The 16,385-nt window shown below is 66.3% G+C and carries 11 protein-coding genes; 6 read left to right on the top strand and 5 right to left on the bottom strand.

The window, feature by feature from the left end; genetic code table 11:
* Positions 1 to 111 precede the first annotated feature (111 nt).
* Both AU193_RS21350 and AU193_RS21355 read right to left on the bottom strand, forming a co-directional pair.
* Positions 112 to 3,312: an AAA family ATPase gene (locus AU193_RS21350; protein ID WP_064424371.1), complete on the bottom strand. Its 3,201-nt coding sequence runs from the start codon at positions 3,310 to 3,312 to the stop codon at positions 112 to 114.
* A 6-nt stretch (positions 3,313 to 3,318) separates the two neighbouring features.
* Positions 3,319 to 6,489, bottom strand: coding sequence for an AAA family ATPase (locus AU193_RS21355; RefSeq protein WP_064424372.1), 3,171 nt, complete (start codon positions 6,487 to 6,489; stop codon positions 3,319 to 3,321).
* 141 nt (positions 6,490 to 6,630) lie between these two features.
* Between AU193_RS21355 and AU193_RS21360 the strand changes: the two genes are divergently transcribed.
* A complete protein-coding gene (locus AU193_RS21360) occupies positions 6,631 to 7,710 on the top strand; it encodes a CaiB/BaiF CoA-transferase family protein (protein WP_064424373.1) in 1,080 nt (359 codons plus the stop codon).
* 58 nt (positions 7,711 to 7,768) lie between these two features.
* Entirely contained in the window at positions 7,769 to 8,209 is a 441-nt protein-coding gene (locus AU193_RS21365) for an SRPBCC family protein (RefSeq protein ID WP_064424374.1), read from the top strand.
* Here AU193_RS21365 and AU193_RS21370 read toward each other — a convergent pair.
* On the bottom strand, positions 8,206 to 9,378 hold the full coding sequence (locus tag AU193_RS21370) for a pyridoxal phosphate-dependent aminotransferase (protein ID WP_064424375.1): 1,173 nt from the start codon (positions 9,376 to 9,378) through the stop codon (positions 8,206 to 8,208). The genes AU193_RS21365 and AU193_RS21370 overlap by 4 nt on opposite strands.
* Positions 9,379 to 9,536: 158 nt before the next feature.
* Between AU193_RS21370 and AU193_RS21375 the strand changes: the two genes are divergently transcribed.
* The 3 genes from AU193_RS21375 to AU193_RS21385 all read left to right on the top strand — a co-directional run bounded on the left by AU193_RS21375 (position 9,537) and on the right by AU193_RS21385 (position 14,460).
* The gene (locus AU193_RS21375; RefSeq protein WP_064424376.1) at positions 9,537 to 10,748 is read left to right on the top strand and encodes an acetyl-CoA C-acetyltransferase; all 1,212 of its coding nucleotides are present in this window, start codon (positions 9,537 to 9,539) and stop codon (positions 10,746 to 10,748) included.
* Positions 10,749 to 10,751: 3 nt separating this feature from the next.
* Positions 10,752 to 12,899: a 3-hydroxyacyl-CoA dehydrogenase NAD-binding domain-containing protein gene (locus AU193_RS21380; RefSeq protein ID WP_064424377.1), complete on the top strand. Its 2,148-nt coding sequence runs from the start codon at positions 10,752 to 10,754 to the stop codon at positions 12,897 to 12,899.
* A gap of 79 nt (positions 12,900 to 12,978) precedes the next feature.
* Positions 12,979 to 14,460 carry a class I adenylate-forming enzyme family protein gene (locus AU193_RS21385; protein WP_082683095.1) on the top strand — a complete coding sequence of 494 codons (1,482 nt, stop codon included), beginning with the start codon at positions 12,979 to 12,981 and terminating at the stop codon, positions 14,458 to 14,460.
* On the opposite strand, the gene AU193_RS21390 is transcribed toward AU193_RS21385, so the two are convergent.
* On the bottom strand, positions 14,457 to 14,882 hold the full coding sequence (locus AU193_RS21390) for a pyridoxamine 5'-phosphate oxidase family protein (RefSeq protein ID WP_064424379.1): 426 nt from the start codon (positions 14,880 to 14,882) through the stop codon (positions 14,457 to 14,459). The two genes, AU193_RS21385 and AU193_RS21390, sit on opposite strands and share 4 nt — an antisense overlap.
* A 48-nt stretch (positions 14,883 to 14,930) precedes the next feature.
* Complete coding sequence (locus tag AU193_RS21395) at positions 14,931 to 15,140, bottom strand: hypothetical protein (RefSeq protein ID WP_064424380.1); 210 nt, start codon at positions 15,138 to 15,140, stop codon at positions 14,931 to 14,933.
* 210 nt (positions 15,141 to 15,350) lie between these two features.
* Between AU193_RS21395 and AU193_RS21400 the strand changes: the two genes are divergently transcribed.
* On the top strand, positions 15,351 to 16,343 hold the full coding sequence (locus AU193_RS21400) for an LLM class F420-dependent oxidoreductase (protein ID WP_064424381.1): 993 nt from the start codon (positions 15,351 to 15,353) through the stop codon (positions 16,341 to 16,343).
* Positions 16,344 to 16,385: the final 42 nt, after the last annotated feature.

Here is a 16,385-nt window from a genome sequence, read left to right on the forward strand (position 1 = left end):
AAGCTATCGTCAAGGGCAGCGTCGCTCGTGTGGGATGAAACGGTCGCAGTAGTGCGCTACTGGACTGTGCCCCTGGCCGAAGTGGTACTACTTAGCCCGGAAACGGATCCGTCACCGCTTCATTGCCGACGATTCCGCGGCATCCATCTCGTCGGCCCAGGCGAGGTGTCCTTCGAAGCCAAGCGATTCCGCAAGCCTCCGATAGCGATTCACCAAATCCCGGTACACAGCTTCATTGCCGTGGGCACGCGACAGCAGAGCCCGCAGCCGCAACAGGGTGATGGCAAGCATCGCCGAATCGTCCTCGGCCTGCCGGTCAGCCAATCGGCTTATCGCTTGTTGGGCTTCTGCCAAATCGCCTTCGGCGCCACGCTCGAGCAGCGCCTCCACTAGGAAGCTGGTCCCGAGGACGCCCCACCCGTGTCGTCCTGCGTGGCGCAGCTCGTCGGCGGCTTGCCGGATCATCGGTATGGCGGCATCGCGGTCGCCACGCCTGGCCCTTTCACGGGCAACCAATACCTCGGCGACCGGGACCAGCGAGGGCACGCGACGGGGCAGCCACACATCGCGGGCGTGCGTCAGCATTGCCAATCCGCGATGACGGTCGGTCGCGGCGTCCTGATACAGCAGCGCGACGCCTAGATTGAACTCGGCTCCGACCAGTGCGCGATCATTGCCGGATGCCTCGGCGATCTGCATCGTTTCCTCGACGGCTCGCCTCGCGGACTCATCGGCCAGGAGGACGCCGTAGGGTATCGCCACAGCGTAGGTCCAGGCGACCACGAAGCCGAAAGTTGCCGGGTCGCTGTTTCGGCCCATCGCGAGGGCGTCGTCCAAGTCCTGCCGCCATCCGGGATGGCCCAGCCACCACCGGCTGAGGCCGCGAAACGCCACAGCGATCGCCAGCGGAGATCCCATGCCGAAGCCGGCGCCCTGGGCGGGGTCCCCCGCAGCCAGGTCGATGACGGTTTCCGACCACCGCAAGATCTCGCCGAACTTGCCGACGTTGAACCAGTTGACGAACGCTACGAATGACAACCCGATGGTCAATGAGGGATCGCCGATCGACTCAAGCAGCGCCATCTGCTCAGACGCCAGTCGCGACCCTTCGCCGGGGCGCCCGGCGTACAGCAGTTCACTTTCCAGTCCGGTCATGGCGATGGCGAGCGACACTTTGTCTCCGGCCGCGTCGCACATCTCCCGCAGCTCCGCGAATCGGCCGCGGCTCTCATCCACCGCTCGCGCTTGCCAATCGGTGGCACACAGCATTGTGGTGGGGGCGATGCGTTTCGACAGTTTCTCGGGTTCTTCGTCGGGTAAACGATCGGCGATGTGGCGGGCCCGCTCCCAGCTGACTCGGGCGGCGTGGATGTCGCGGTTGGCTGACCATGCGGCAGCGCGCATGTGCCAGGCGTACGCGGCATGGACCTCGCCGGCGGCTTCCAGGTGTTCGGCGATCAGGGCCGCGTTCTGCTCGGTTGCTTCCGGGTTGCAGGATTCGAAGATCATTGCCAGGCGCCGGTGCCACTGCGCCCGATTGGTTTTCAGCTGTGATTCGTAGGCCACCGCGTGAATCAGCGGATGGCGGAAGGCGTACTCGGCGCTCGGGGTGAACCGCACCTGATCGATCAGGTCGACCTTGAGGAGTTCGTCGAGCACCGCATTGATGTCCAACGCGGCGAGCAGGTCGGCGTCGAAGCGGACGCCGATCACCGACGCCGCATGGAGGGTTTCCTTCGCTCCGACCGTCAGCCGGTCGATGCGCGCTTCGATAGCCGCCTGCACCGTGGCAGGCACCGCGACCTCGGCAATATCCGTGTGACAGGAGTAGTCGCCGAGCTCGCCGCTCAGCGCGCCCCTCTGCGCCAATTCGCGGACCATCTCCTCGGCGAAGAACGGGTTGCCCTCCGCGCGCTCGGCGATGATCGGGACCAGGTCGACGACCGAGGAATCCGAGCCCAGCAGCTCGTTGATCAGGGCCGCGCTATCCGAATCTTTCAATGAGCCAAGCGCTACAGTCTGCGCGCCGTGCACATGCATCAGCGCACCGTCGTACTCGGGGCGTGCGGTGATCAGCACGACCGAGGGTGTGCGCGGGATGACCGCGAGGAGATCGGCGATCAGCGATTCGCTGACGTCGTCGATCCAGTGCACGTCCTCGAGGACGAGCAGCGTCGGTTCGGTCCGCGTCAGTGACGCGGTGTTGATCAGTGCGGTCAGTCGGCGCCGACGCGCGTCCGGATCGATCTGGGGCGGTTGCACGTCCGGGTCGGCGATGCCGAGCAGGTCATCGAGCAGTAACAGATCTTGCGGGTCGGCGCCCGGAAATTGCGTCCGCACCTGGCTTCTCGCAGCATCACCTGTGAGGTCGGTGACTCCCATCTCTGCGCGCAATAGGCGGGCCGCCACATGGAAGGGCACGTCGCTGGTGTGTGACTCGCAGAAGGCCCACAGCACTTCGAGCCTGCGGGCGGCGGCCAGCGCCGCCATCTCCCGGGCCAGCCGGCTCTTGCCGATGCCCGGCGGACCAACAACAGACGCCACAACCCCGCGGCCGGTGATTGCCCGTTCCATGAGGGCGGCGAGAGCGGCAAGTTCCCAATCCCGCCCGACGAGTCTGGCCTCGGCGCGTGCGACCGCTCCTTCCCGTGGGTGGATCGCCAGCAGCAGCCGTGCGCGCACGGGTTCGTCAGCACCTTTGATACGCACCCACTCCGGTTCGCCCAACATCACGATGTGCTCGACCAGTCGCGCGGTCGACTCCGAGAGCATCACCCCACCGGGCGGCGCTACGGATTCCATCCGTTGTGCCATGCCGACGTGTTCGCCGGTGGCGGTGTAGCCCAAGCTTCGCGACCCTGCGTCGCCGGCGATGACCTGACCCGAGTTCAGCCCTACCCGCACGCGCAGCTCGACGCCGTCGCGGTGCCACACTTCTTCCGCCAGTCGTCTGGCCTGTTCTTGGATGGCCAATGCGGCCAGGCATGCGCGAAACGCGTGATCCTCCAGAGCGATTGGTGCTCCGAAGATCGCCATCACCCCGTCGCCGGTGTACTCGACGACTCCACCGCCGTAACGCTGCACCGCGGCGGCGGCGCGCTCGACCAGGTCGGTCATGATCTCGCGCAACCGTTCCAAATCGAGCGTGGCTGCGATGCGCATCGACCGCACCACATCGGCGAACAAGACCGTCACTTGCTTGTACTCGGCCGCGTCGGCCACTGGGACAGTCGGAGTCCCGCACTCGTCGCAGAACTTGGCGCTGCGCCGAAGCCCGTTCCCGCACGATCTGCATGCGACGTCCGCCGTCATCGGTAATCACATCGCCGCGGCCATTGCGATATGGCCCTCGAAGCCAAGCGATTCCGCCTTCGCCCGGTAGCCGCTAACCAGCTCTCGATACTCGGCGTCGTCACCGCGGGTACGAGCGAGCAGCGCGCGAAGCCGCAACAGTGTGATCTCTAACGCTGCCGAGTCTGCTGTTCCCGGAAGATCCGCCAGCCGGTCGATCGCAGCCTGTGCTTCGACCAGGTCCTCCTCGGTGCCACGCTCCAACAGCGCTTCCACCAAGACGCCGGAACCCCAAACGCCGTACCCCAACCGTCCTGCCTCATGCATCCCATTCAGTGCTTGGCGTATCACCGGTATGGCAACATCGCGCTCGCCTCGGCCGGCCTGCTCACGGGCGGCGAACAAATCGGCGACCGGAAGCATGAAGTGCGCACGCTCGCGCAGCCATATGTCGCGTGCCTGCATCATCACCTCCAGCCCGCGACGGCGGTCGACCGCGGCGTCCCGATTGAGCAGCGCGATACCCAGCGCGTACTCGGCCAGGCTCAGCGCCGTATCGTTGCTGGTTGCCTCGGCGGTCTTCACATCCTTTTCAATTGCGCACAATGCGGAGTCATCGGCCCGTGACACGCCGTACAGAATCGCGGATCCGTACGTCCAGGCGGCGATTCCGGCGAGGGTCGTCGGATCGGTGCGTCGGCCCATCACGACGGCGTCGCGCTGGTCTTGACGCCACCCGGGACGGCCCAGCCACCAACGGGCAGCGCCGCGAAATGCCAACGCGACTGCCAACGGTGACCCGATTCCGAAGGCGGCGCCCTTGACGGGGTCACCGTCGGCTAGATCGATGGCGGTCTGCGACCACCGCAAGATCTCGTGGAATTCACCGGCATCGAACCAGATGCAGAATGCCCCGAAAGCCAACCCCACGAGCGGGTTGGGATCGCCGATCGACTCGAGCAGCGCCATCTGTTCGGATGCCAGGCGCGAGGCCTCACGTGAACGCCCGGCGTAGAGGAGCTCGGCTGCTGGTCCGATCGCGGCGATCGCCAGCGAGACTCTGTCGTCGGCAGCGCGGCACAACTCCCGCAGCTCCGCGAAGCGGCCCCCGACTTCAGGGATTGCCAGGCCCCGCCAGGCGGTGGCGCACAGCATGGTCCGTGGGGCGATGCGCAGTGATAGTCGCTCGGGGTCGTCGTCAGGCAGAGCGTCGGCGATGCGGCGTGCGCGCTCCCAGCTGACCCCGGCGGCGGCGAGATCGCGGTTGGTCGCCCACGTGCCGGCGCGCATGTGCCAGGCGTACGCCGCGCGTAGCTCGCCCGCTGCCTCAAGGTGTTCCGCGACCAGCGCGGCGTTCTCGTCCACCGATTCAGGCTGACGTTCCTGAATGGTGGCGGCCAGGAGCCGGTGCCACTTCGCACGATCGGTTCTCAGCTGTGATTCGTAGGCCACCGCATGGATGAGCGGGTGGCGGAAGGCGTACTCGGGGGTGGGGGTGAAGCGCACCTGGTCGATCAGTTCGACGCTCAGCAGTTCGTCCAGCGCCGCATCGATGCCCAGGTCGGCCAACAACCTCGCATCGAAGCGGGCGCCGATCACCGATGCCGCGTACACGGTGCGCTTGGCCGCCGTGCTCAGTCGGTCGATGCGTGCTTCGATGGCGACCTGCACGGTGGCGGGCACGCGAAGCTCGGTGACGTCTTCACGACACGTGTAGCCGCCGAGCTCACCGGTGAGCATGCCGCGCTGCGCCAATTCGCGAACCATCTCCTCGGCGAAGAACGGGTTGCCGTCCGCGCGCTCGGCGATAATCGGAGCCAAGTCAGCGACCGACGGATCTGAGCCCAGCAGCTCTTTCAGCAAGGTTGCGGTGTCCGAATCGTCAAGTGAGGCAAGCGCTATGGTTTGCGCGCCGTGCACATGCATCAGCGCGCCCGCGTACTCTGGGCGGGCGGTGACCAGCACGACCGAGGGCGTGCGGGGAATGACTGCGAGGAGATCGGCGATCATCGACTCGCTCACCTCGTCGATCCAGTGCACGTCCTCGATGACCATCAGTGTCGGTTCGGTGCGTTCCAGCGATGCGGTGTTGATCAGCGCGGTCAACCGGCGTCGTCGCGCGTCCGGGTCGATCTGAGGAAGCGGCGCATCCGGGTCGGCGATGCCGAGCAGGTCATCGAGCAGCAACAAATCCTGCGGGTCGGCACCGGGGAACTGCGTCCGCACTTGGTTCCGGGCGGTTTCGCCGTCGACGTCAGTGATCCCTGTCCCTGCACGAAGTAGGCGCGCCACCACATGAAAAGACACATCGCTGGCGTGCGACTCGCAGTACGTCCACAGCACTTCGAGACCACGTTCGGCGGCGGACACCGCAACCTCTCTGGCCACTCGGCTCTTGCCGATGCCAGGCGGGCCTACCACAGCGACGACACCGCCCCGCCCCTCGATGGCGAGGTCCACCATTGCGCCGAGCGCGGCCATCTCCCAGCCCCGTCCGACCATGCGGGCCTCGGGACGTGTTAGCACGCCGTGACGCGAACCGGAGGCCAGCAACCGACATGCCCGCACGGGTTCCTCATACCCTTTGATGTGCACCCACTGCGGATCGGCCAGCACCACGGTGTGCTCGACGAGGCGCACGGTGGACTCAGAGAGCATCACCCCGCCGGGCGGGGCCACCGATTCCATGCGTTGGGCCATCCCGACGTGCTCGCCGGTTGCCGCGTAACCCAGTCCACCCGAACCGATGTCGCCAGCGATGACCTGTCCGGAATCCAGGCCCACGCGCACGCGTAAGTCCACGCCGTCGCGGACTCGCACATCGTCCGCTAGTCGCTGGGCCTCTTCTTGGATGGCCAGTGCGGCAAGACATGCGCGAGACGCGTGGTCCTCCAGGGCGACTGGAGCGCCGAAGATGCCCATCACCCCGTCGCCGGTGGACTCGACGATGCCGCCGTAGCCGTGCACCACCGCTGCTGACCGCTCCACCAGGTCTGTCATGATCTGTCGGAATCGTTCCAAGTCCACCGCGGCCGCAATGTGCATGGAGCGCACCACATCGGCGAACAGCACCGTCACCTGCTTGTACTCGGCCGTATCGGTCGATGTAGTTGTCGGGGCGCCGCATGCTGCACAGAAGCGAGAACCGTCGTGTGGGACCGCCCCACACGACCGGCACGTTACAGCTGCCGACGTCACTGGATAACCGCCGATCCGGGCAGCGCATTCTTGGACAGCCCGATTCGGCAAGCGTATGGCCTGGGTCGACCGAACAAGGCGGAATTGTCGTAAACGTCAGTGGCTCCGTGGCCGTCGTCGACGCGAGTAGCCTGACCTGCCATGACGACTGCGGGACCTCTCGCCGGGGTGAAGGTCATCGAGCTCGGCGGGATCGGCCCCGGACCCCACGCCGGAATGGTGCTTGCCGACCTCGGCGCCGACGTGGTGCGCGTGCGTCGGCCCGGTGGCCTGCAGATGCCGCCGGAGAACGTCGACCTGCTGCACCGCGGCAAGCGCGTCGTCGACCTCGACCTGAAGAAGGACCCCGCTGCACTGCTGGACCTCGTCGCCAAAGCCGACGTGCTCATCGACGCGTTCCGGCCCGGCACGTGCGAACGGCTCGGCATCGGTCCCGACGATTGCGCGGCGGTGAATCGGCGGCTGATCTTCGCCCGGGTCACCGGTTGGGGCCAGCACGGCCCGTTGGCACACACCGCAGGCCACGACATCAACTACCTGTCGCAGACCGGCGTTCTGTCAGCGATCGGCTACCGCGACCGGCCACCGGTCGTACCGCTGAACCTGGTCGCCGACTTCGGGGGCGGATCGATGCTCGCGCTGCTGGGCATCGTGGCGGCGTTGTACGAACGCGCCCACTCGGGTCTCGGCCAGGTGATCGACGCGGCGATGGTCGACGGTGTTGAAGTGCTCGCTCAGGACATGTGGACCGTGAAGTCGACCGGCAGGCTGCGCGACGAGCGAGAGTCGTTCCTTCTCGACGGCAGCGCCCCCTTCTACCGCACCTACGAGACCGCCGACGGCAAGTACATGGCTGTCGGTGCGATCGAACCGCAGTTCTACGTACAACTGCTGACCGGTCTGGGGTTGAGCGCCGACGAGCTGCCATCGCAGATGGACAGGGCGGCGTTTCCGGAAATGCACAGATTGTTCGAGGAGCGGTTTGCGCGCAAGACCCGCGACGAGTGGACCGAGGTCTTCGCGGCCACCGACGCGTGCGTCACGCCGGTATTGACATGGACCGAGGCGGCGCACAACGACCACTTGCGTGAACGGTCAACGTTGGTGCAGGCCAACGGCGTCGACCAGGCCGCACCGGCGCCCCGGTTCTCCCGAACTCCGGCAGCTCCGGTTGGAACTCCGCCTCAGGCGACGACGCCGATCGGTGATATCGACTGGTGACGATAATTTGCTGGAAAAGCCTGTGCACAAGGCAGCCGACTTAGCTACGATTTGCCGCATGGCTGTGCAGGCGTCGAGGGAAGTGGTCTTCGAGGCACCCAAGGACGCGATCATGGACACACTCGCCGATATCGATTCCGTACCGACGTGGTCGCCCGTGCACAAACACGCCGAGGTGCTCGACCGCCATCCCGACGGCCGCCCTCATCACGTCAAGGCGACGTTCAAGATCATGGGCGTCACCGACAAAGAGGTTCTCGAATACCACTGGGGCGACGACTGGGTGGTCTGGGACGCCGAAGCGACGATGCAGCAACGCGGGCAGCACGGGGAGTACAACCTCACCCCCATCGGTGAGGACCGCACCCGCGTCCGTTTCGACATCATCATCGACCTCGCGGCGCCGATTCCGGAGTTCCTGCTGCGCCGTGCCAAGAAGATGGTGCTCGACGTCGCCACCGAGAATCTGCGGCGCCGGGTGATGGCCGCGGTCAGCTAATCCCCGCGCAGGACCTCCAACCGGCGAATCGCCTCATCGAGGGTGTCGTCGCGCTTGCAGAACGCGAAGCGCACCAAGTGATTCCACGCACCGGCGTGTTCGGCGCCGGGATCGCAGAACGCCGACATCGGAATCGCCGCCACGCCCGCACGGTGCGGTAGGTCGGCGCAGAACGCGGCGCTGTCACTGAATCCGAGCGGACGCGGATCGGCGCACAGGAAGTACGTGCCGAAGCTGTCGTGCACCTCGAAGCCGAGGCCCGTCAGCGCCTCACCCAAGCGGTTTCGCTTCTGTTGCAACGATTCCCGCAGCGCCGCCACCCACGCCTCTTCGTTGTCCAGCGCGTGCGCCACTGCCGGCTGAAACGGTGCGCCACCCACGTAGGACAAGTACTGCTTGGCCGCACGCACACCGGCGATGAGATCGGCTGGACCACAGGTCCATCCGATCTTCCAGCCGGTGACGTTGAACATCTTGGCCGCGCTCGAGATCGTGATCGTGCGGTCGGCCATGCCGGGGTAGGACGCAAGCGGGATGTGCCGGCGCCCGTCAAAGACCAGGTGCTCGTAGACCTCGTCGGTGATCACCAACAGGTCGGCTTCGACGGCGAGGGCCGCCAGCGCCCGCAACTCGTCGTCACCTGCCACCATGCCGGTCGGGTTGTGCGGCGAATTGACGATCAGCGCCTTGGTTTTCGGTGTGATTGCTCGGCGCAGGCCGTCTACGTCGATCCGGAAGCCGCTGCCGGCCTGAATCAGCGGTACGGCCCGGCGTTCGCATCCGGCCATCGCGATGACAGGGGAGTAGGAGTCGTAGAACGGCTCGATCAGCAACACCTCCGAACCGGGTTCGACCAGGCCGAGGACCGCGGCCGCGATCCCTTCGGTGGCGCCGACGGTCACCAGCACCTCGGCGTCCGGGTCGTATGTGGTGCCGTAGGTACGTTCGCGCTGGGCGGCGATGGCTTCGCGCAACGGCGCGATACCCAGGCCGGGCGGGTACTGGTTGACGCCCTCGGCGATCGCGTTCCGGGCGATCTCGAGCATCCCGGGCGGCCCGTCCTCGTCGGGGAAGCCCTGGCCCAGGTTGACGGCACCGACTCGGGCGGCCACCGCCGACATCTCCGCGAAGATCGTCACCGCGTACGGCTGAAGCCGTCTGACTGTCACGTCACGCAGCCTATTGGGGCTCGAGTCCGCCTGACGCTCTCGATTGTGCGCGTGGCGACGCTTTCGAGCTCAAACCGTCGTCAGATGCACAAACGGAGGCGACGGCGCACACCTGGCGCCCAACCAACAGGTTGGCCGAGGCTGTTAGGCTCAGCCGCATGTCTGAAGAAGCCTTCATCTACGAGGCGATCCGCACGCCTCGCGGCAAGAACAAGAACGGCGCACTCAACGAGGTCAAGCCGGTCAACCTGGTCGTCGGGCTGATCGAGGAGATTCGCAGCCGCTACCCCGACCTCGACGAGACGCTGATCAGCGACGTCATCCTCGGGTGTGTGTCGCCGGTCGGCGACCAGGGCGGCGACATAGCCCGCACCGCGGCGCTGGTGGCGAATCTGCCCGAGACTACCGGCGGGTTCCAGCTCAATAGGTTCTGCGCCTCGGGTCTGGAGGCGGTCAACACCGCCGCGCAGAAGGTGCGGTCGGGCTGGGACGACCTGGTCCTCGCCGGCGGGGTCGAGTCGATGAGCCGCGTCCCGATGGGCTCCGACGGCGGCGCGTGGGCCAGCGACCCCGAGACCAACTACCGCATTGGTTTCGTGCCGCAGGGTATCGGCGCGGACCTGATCGCGACGATCGAAGGATTCTCCCGCGAGGACGTCGACCGCTATGCGCTGCGCAGCCAGCAGAAGGCGGCCGCGGCCTGGTCGGGCGGCTACTTCGCCAAGTCGGTCGTCCCGGTGCGCGACCAGAACGGACTGGTGATCCTCGACCACGACGAGCACATGCGCCCCGACACCACGCTCGAGGGCCTCGGTCAGCTCAAGACCGCGTTCGACGGCGTCGGTGCCATGGGCGGTTTCGACGACGTGGCGCTGCAGAAGTACCACTTCGTCGAGAAGATCAACCACGTCCACACCGGCGGCAACAGCTCGGGCATCGTCGACGGCGCCGCGCTGGTGCTCGTCGGCAGTGAGAAAGCAGGGACGTCGCAGGGCCTGACCCCACGTGCGCGCATCGTAGCCACCGCCACCAGCGGCGCCGATCCGGTCATCATGCTCACCGGTCCGACACCGGCCACCCGCAAGGTGCTCGACCGCGCCGGTCTGACGGTCGACGACATCGACCTGTTCGAGCTGAACGAGGCGTTCGCCTCGGTGGTGCTGAAGTTCCAGAAGGACCTCGACATCCCCGACGAGAAGCTCAACGTCAACGGTGGCGCCATCGCGATGGGCCACCCGCTGGGCGCCACCGGCGCCATGATCACCGGAACCATGGTCGACGAGCTCGAGCGTCGCAACGCGCGGCGCGCGCTGATCACGCTGTGCATCGGCGGCGGCATGGGCGTGGCCACCATCATCGAGAGGGTTTGAGCAATGGCGGAGAACACGATTCAGTGGGACAAGGATGCCGACGGCATCGTCACCCTGACGCTGGACGACCCGACCGGCTCGGCCAACGTGATGAACGAGCATTACAAGGAATCAATGCACAACGCCGTCGAACGCCTTGTAGCGGAGAAGGATTCGATCAGCGGTGTCGTCATCACCAGCGCGAAGAAGACATTCTTCGCCGGTGGTGACCTCAAGGGCATGATGAACGTCGGACCGGAGAACGCGGCCGAGGCCTTCGAAGAGGTCGAGTCCATCAAGGCCGACCTGCGCAAGCTCGAGACGCTGGGCAAGCCGGTCGTGGCCGCCATCAACGGCGCGGCGCTGGGCGGCGGTCTGGAGATCGCGCTGGCGTGCCACCACCGGATCATCGCCGACGTGAAGGGCGCCGTCGTCGGGTTCCCCGAGGTGACGTTGGGCTTGCTCCCGGGCGGCGGAGGCGTCGCCCGCAGCGTGCGGATGTTCGGCATCCAGAGGGCGTTCATGGAGGTGCTGAGCCAGGGCACTCGCTTCAAGCCTGGCAAGGCCAAGGAAATCGGCCTGGTCGACGAAGTGGTGGACAGCGTCGATGGGTTGGTGCCCGCCGCCAAGGCGTGGATCAAGGCCAATCCAGACAGCCACACCCAACCCTGGGATGTGAAGGGTTACAAGATGCCCGGCGGCACGCCGACGTCGCCGGCCTTGGCGAGCATTCTGCCGTCGTTCCCGGCGCTGCTGCGCAAGCAACTCAAGGGTGCGCCGATGCCGGCGCCGCGGGCGATCCTCGACGCGGCCGTCGAGGGTGCGCAGGTCGACTTCGACACCGCATCGCGTATCGAGAGCCGCTACTTCACCCAGTTGGTCACCGGGCAGACCGCGAAGAACATGATCCAGGCGTTCTTCTTCGACCTGCAGGCCATCAACGGCGGCGCGTCGCGGCCCGACGGTATCGAGCCGGTCAAGATCAACAAGATCGGTGTGCTGGGTGCGGGCATGATGGGCGCCGGAATCGCCTACGTGTCGGCCAAGGCCGGTTTCGACGTCGTGCTCAAGGACATCAGCATCGAAGCGGCTCAGAAGGGCAAGGGTTACTCCGAGAAGCTCGAGGCCAAGGCGCTCGAGCGGGGCAAGACCACCCAGGAGAAGTCCGACGCGCTGCTGGCGCGCATCACGCCGACGGCCGATGCCGCCGATTTCAAGGGTGTGGACTTCGTGATCGAGGCGGTGTTCGAGGATCAGGACCTCAAGCACAAGGTGTTCCAGGAGATCGAGGACATCGTCGAACCCAACGCGCTGCTGGGATCGAATACCTCGACGTTGCCGATCACCGGTCTGGCGACCGGCGTGAAGCGCCAGGAGGACTTCATCGGCATCCACTTCTTCTCACCCGTCGACAAGATGCCGCTGGTGGAGATCATCAAGGGCGAGAAGACCTCCGACGAGGCGCTGGCCCGGGTGTTCGACTACACGCTGGCCATCGGCAAGACCCCGATCGTGGTGAACGACAGCCGCGGCTTCTTCACCTCCCGCGTGATCGGCACCTTCGTCAACGAGGCGCTGGCGATGCTCGGCGAGGGCATTGCGCCGGCGAGCATCGAGCAGGCCGGCTCGCAGGCGGGCTACCCGGCACCGCCGCTGCAGCTGTCCGACGAGCTCAACCTCGAGCTGATGCACAAGATCGCTGTGGCCACCCGCAAGGGCGTCGAGAGCACGGGCGGCACGTACGAGCCGCATCCGGCAGAGGCGGTCGTCGAGAAGATGATCGAGATCGGCCGTCCGTCGCGCCTGAAGGGTGCCGGGTTCTACGAGTACGCCGACGGCAAGCGCGTCGGCCTGTGGCCGGGCCTGAAGGAGACGTTCAACTCCGGCAGCACGTCGATCCCGTTGCAGGACATGATCGATCGCATGCTGTTCGCCGAGGCGCTGGAGACCCAGAAGTGCCTCGACGAGGGTGTGCTCACGTCGACCGCCGACGCGAACATCGGCTCGATCATGGGTATCGGCTTCCCGCCGTACACCGGCGGTTCGGCGCAGTTCATCGTCGGCTACCAGGGTCCCGGCGGCGTCGGCAAGGAGGCCTTCGTGGCCCGTGCCAAGGAGCTCGCGGCCAAGTACGGCGAGCGGTTCAACCCGCCGGCGTCGCTGACCAGCTAGAGGGGACGAGCGCTCACTGGTGTACGGATCTCGGCAAAGATTCCGTACAACGGTGAGCGGCCGCCGCTAGATTGGCGCCGTGCCGGAAAGCTTCACCGACGAGTTCGCGGCCGGGCTGGCCCGTTACGGCGGCGGTCCCTGTGTCGAGTTCGAGCGACAGTGGTACAGCGGCGACGAGGTGACGGCCTACGGCCACGCCATCGCCGTGGCATTGCGAGACGCGGGTGTCGACGACGACGCCCCGGTCGGTTTGGTGGTCAGGAACCGGTTGCCGCACGCGGCGGCGATCATCGGATTCCTCGCCGCGGGGCGCACGGTGTCGATGATCTATTCGTTCCAGTCGCCGGAGTCCATCGGCCGTGACATCGAGACGCTCGGGCTGTCGGCGATCGTCGCCGAAGCCGAGGACTGGACCGCGCCGGTCGTGGAGGCGGCTCGGCGGGCCGGCAGCGCCGGCGTGGCGATCTCGTTGCGCGACCCGGCCGTCGCCGCCGTACCCGGGCTGGAACGTCGGGACCCGCAACGTACCCATGCTCAGCCGGAATCCGGTGTGGCACTGCAGATCTTGACCAGCGGCACGACGGGACCGCCCAAGCGGCAGTCGATCAAGACCGCGGTGCTGCGGCGCACGGTCTTCAGCGTCACCAGCGGGGAGGCCGCACCCGCCGACGCCCCGCCCGAACTCGCCTACTGGCAGTTCGGCGGAATCGGCGTCTGCCAACTGATCGCCGGCGTGTACAACGGCAGGCGGATCGCGATGCTTGAGCGGTTCAGCGTCGAGGATTATGTGGATGTGGTGAAGCGGCACCGCATCACCCGTTCGGGCGTGCAGCCCGCCGTCATCCGGATGTTGCTCGACGCCGACGTCGCCAAGGAGGATCTCGCGTCGCTGGAGTTCCTGGTCAGCGCGTCCGGCCCGCTGGACCCCGAGACCCGCGACGAGTTCGAGGCCAAGTACGGTATTCCGATCGTGCTGGCTTACGGCGCAACGGAATTCGCGGGGTCGCTGTGCGCATGGACTCCGGATATGCAGCGGGAGTTCGGCTCGGCGAAGCGGAACAGCGTCGGCAGGCCCCTGCCCGACGTCGAGCTGCGCATCGTCGACGCCGACAGCGGGGCCGAGCTCGCCGCCGGTGAGCCCGGCCTGTTGGAGGCCAAGGTCGCGCCGATCGGGTCGGACTGGATCCGCACCACCGACATCGCCTCGATCGACGGCGACGGGTTCGTCACCCTCCACGGGAGGGCCGACGGGGCGATCAATCGCGGTGGATTTAAGATTCTGCCGGAAACCATTCGGCGCGTGCTGATCTCGCATCCGGCCGTGCGCGACGCATGCGTGGTCGGCGTGGCCGACGCCCGCCTCGGCCAGGTGCCGGTCGCGGCGATCGAGGTGTCGCCGGGGCTGCCGGTGCCCTCCGATGACGAGCTGGCCGACCTGGTTCGCCGCACGCTGCCGGTGTACAACGTGCCGGTGGCGTTCGCGGTCGTCGACGAACTACCGCGCAACCCCGCGCTGAAGGTGAACCTGCCCGCGGTCGCCGCCCTGTTCGAGCCGCGCTAGAGAGCACCCAGATCGGACGACAGCCAGTGCTGCGGCGTCATGAAGATCACCACGCTGGGGCCGTGCTCGCGGCGGGCGTACTCGAGATATGCGTCGACCTTCTCCGGTGGCAGATAGCGTTTGGTGACTTCGACGAGTCGATCGTCGGTGCCGGGCTCGATGCGGCTGACCGGACCGTCGACGGCGACGTAGCGGACCGTCGGCTCGAGGCGCTGAACCATCAGCGTGAACTCGCCCTGACTCTCGATGAGTCGATGCTTGCGGGAGCCGTCGCCGGTGAGCACCCACGGCTCGCCACCGGGTGAGTAGTGGTACCAGACGGGAACGGTCAGTGGGCCACGTTTGTCACCAGCACCGACCGACAGTGCGGCAACATGAGGTTCGGCCAGAAATTGTTCGCGTTCGTCTTTCGACAGGGCCATGACGCCAGGCTAACGCCGGCGACCGACAAGAGATTCGGGGATCGAGCCTCAGGCCCCGATCCTGGAAAAGAACGCCATCGTGACGATGCCGATGGCGATCGCAACCGGGGTGTGGCCCATCGCCGCCGTGCTGACGATTCCCGCTATCGCGGCGATCGCGATGACCGCCAGGAGCAGGACAGTGAACCATCGAACATGCACGGCGCCACCGGGACGCACGGGATGCGTCTTGAACCCGTCGCTCGGGTCACGACCCACGACCGCCTCCTCATTCTGTGTCTCAGGTCACAGTTACTGCTCCGTGTGAGCCACACCATACAACAGAAAGCGCCGGTCAGCGAGGTTTGTGGAACACCTCAAGGGGTTTCTGTCGTCGCGACCCGTCTGTCCGTTGCTGCCACGCCACGAACCGACGCGCTCGGCGGCCTGCTGCCCTCGAAGGCCTCCCTAGGCCTAGAGTCGGATCCCATGCGCTTCGGACTATTCATCCCGCAGGGCTGGCGACTCGACTTGATCGACATTCCTCCCGCGGAGCAGTGGGCGGTGATGCGCGACCTCGCCGCGTACGCCGACGGCAGCGACGCCTGGGACTCACTGTGGGTCTACGACCACTTCCACACCGTGCCGGTGCCCACAACCGAGGCCACCCACGAGGCGTGGACGTTGATGGCCGCCTACGCCGCAGCGACGTCGCGCATCAAGCTCGGCCAGATGTGTACGGCGATGAGTTACCGAAACCCGGTTTATCTGGCCAAGGTCGCCGCCACCGCGGACATCATCTCCGGTGGCCGCATCCAGATGGGCATCGGCGGCGGCTGGTACGAACACGAATGGCGGGCCTACGGTTACGGATTTCCGTCGGCTGGAGTTCGGCTGGGGCGCCTCGACGAGGGAGTCCAGATCATGCGCGACGCCTGGCGGGACGGGAAAGTGAGTTTCGACGGAAAGCACTATCAGGTCGCCGGAGCGATTGTGGAGCCGAAACCGTTGCAGGAGAACGGTATTCCGCTGTGGATCGCCGGTGGTGGGGAAAGGGTGACGCTGCGCATCGCGGCGAAATACGCCCAGTACACCAACTTCACCTCAGAGCCGCGAGGTTTCACCCACAAGTCCCAGGTGCTGGCAGATCACTGTCGCGAGGTCGGCACGGACTACGACGCGATCGTGCGATCGGCCAACTTCAACGCGGTGATCGGTGATTCGGAGTCCGACGTCAAGGATCGCGTGGCGAGGCTGCGCGCCCAGCAGGTCGCCAAGGCCGACGAGGCGGCGGTTGATGCGATGCTGAGCACCGTGTCGGCGCCCGAATCGGCAAGCGGCACACCGGAACAGGTCGTCGAGAAGCTGGCCAAGATGCGGGAGCTGGGCTGCGAGTACGCGATCATCTACTTCCCGGAAGCCGCCTACGACCGCTCGGGTATCGAAATGTTCGAACAGCAGGTGGTTCCCGCCCTGAGCTAAGGACGACCAGCGAGGTATCGGCGATACATGTGGGGGCGCCGA

The sequence above is a fragment of the Mycobacterium sp. GA-1285 genome (assembly GCF_001499905.1).
Taxonomy (GTDB): domain Bacteria; phylum Actinomycetota; class Actinomycetes; order Mycobacteriales; family Mycobacteriaceae; genus Mycobacterium.

What these genes read in the sequence shown, in the direction of transcription:
- AU193_RS21350 (WP_064424371.1), bottom strand. Translation starts at nt 3,312, where the DNA reads ATGACGGCGGACGTCGCATGCAGATCGTGCGGGAACGGGCTTCGGCGC.
- AU193_RS21360 (WP_064424373.1), top strand. Translation starts at nt 6,631, where the DNA reads ATGACGACTGCGGGACCTCTCGCCGGGGTGAAGGTCATCGAGCTCGGC.
- AU193_RS21365 (WP_064424374.1), top strand. Translation starts at nt 7,769, where the DNA reads ATGGCTGTGCAGGCGTCGAGGGAAGTGGTCTTCGAGGCACCCAAGGAC.
- AU193_RS21375 (WP_064424376.1), top strand. Translation starts at nt 9,537, where the DNA reads ATGTCTGAAGAAGCCTTCATCTACGAGGCGATCCGCACGCCTCGCGGC.
- AU193_RS21380 (WP_064424377.1), top strand. Translation starts at nt 10,752, where the DNA reads ATGGCGGAGAACACGATTCAGTGGGACAAGGATGCCGACGGCATCGTC.
- AU193_RS21390 (WP_064424379.1), bottom strand. Translation starts at nt 14,882, where the DNA reads ATGGCCCTGTCGAAAGACGAACGCGAACAATTTCTGGCCGAACCTCAT.
- AU193_RS21400 (WP_064424381.1), top strand. Translation starts at nt 15,351, where the DNA reads ATGCGCTTCGGACTATTCATCCCGCAGGGCTGGCGACTCGACTTGATC.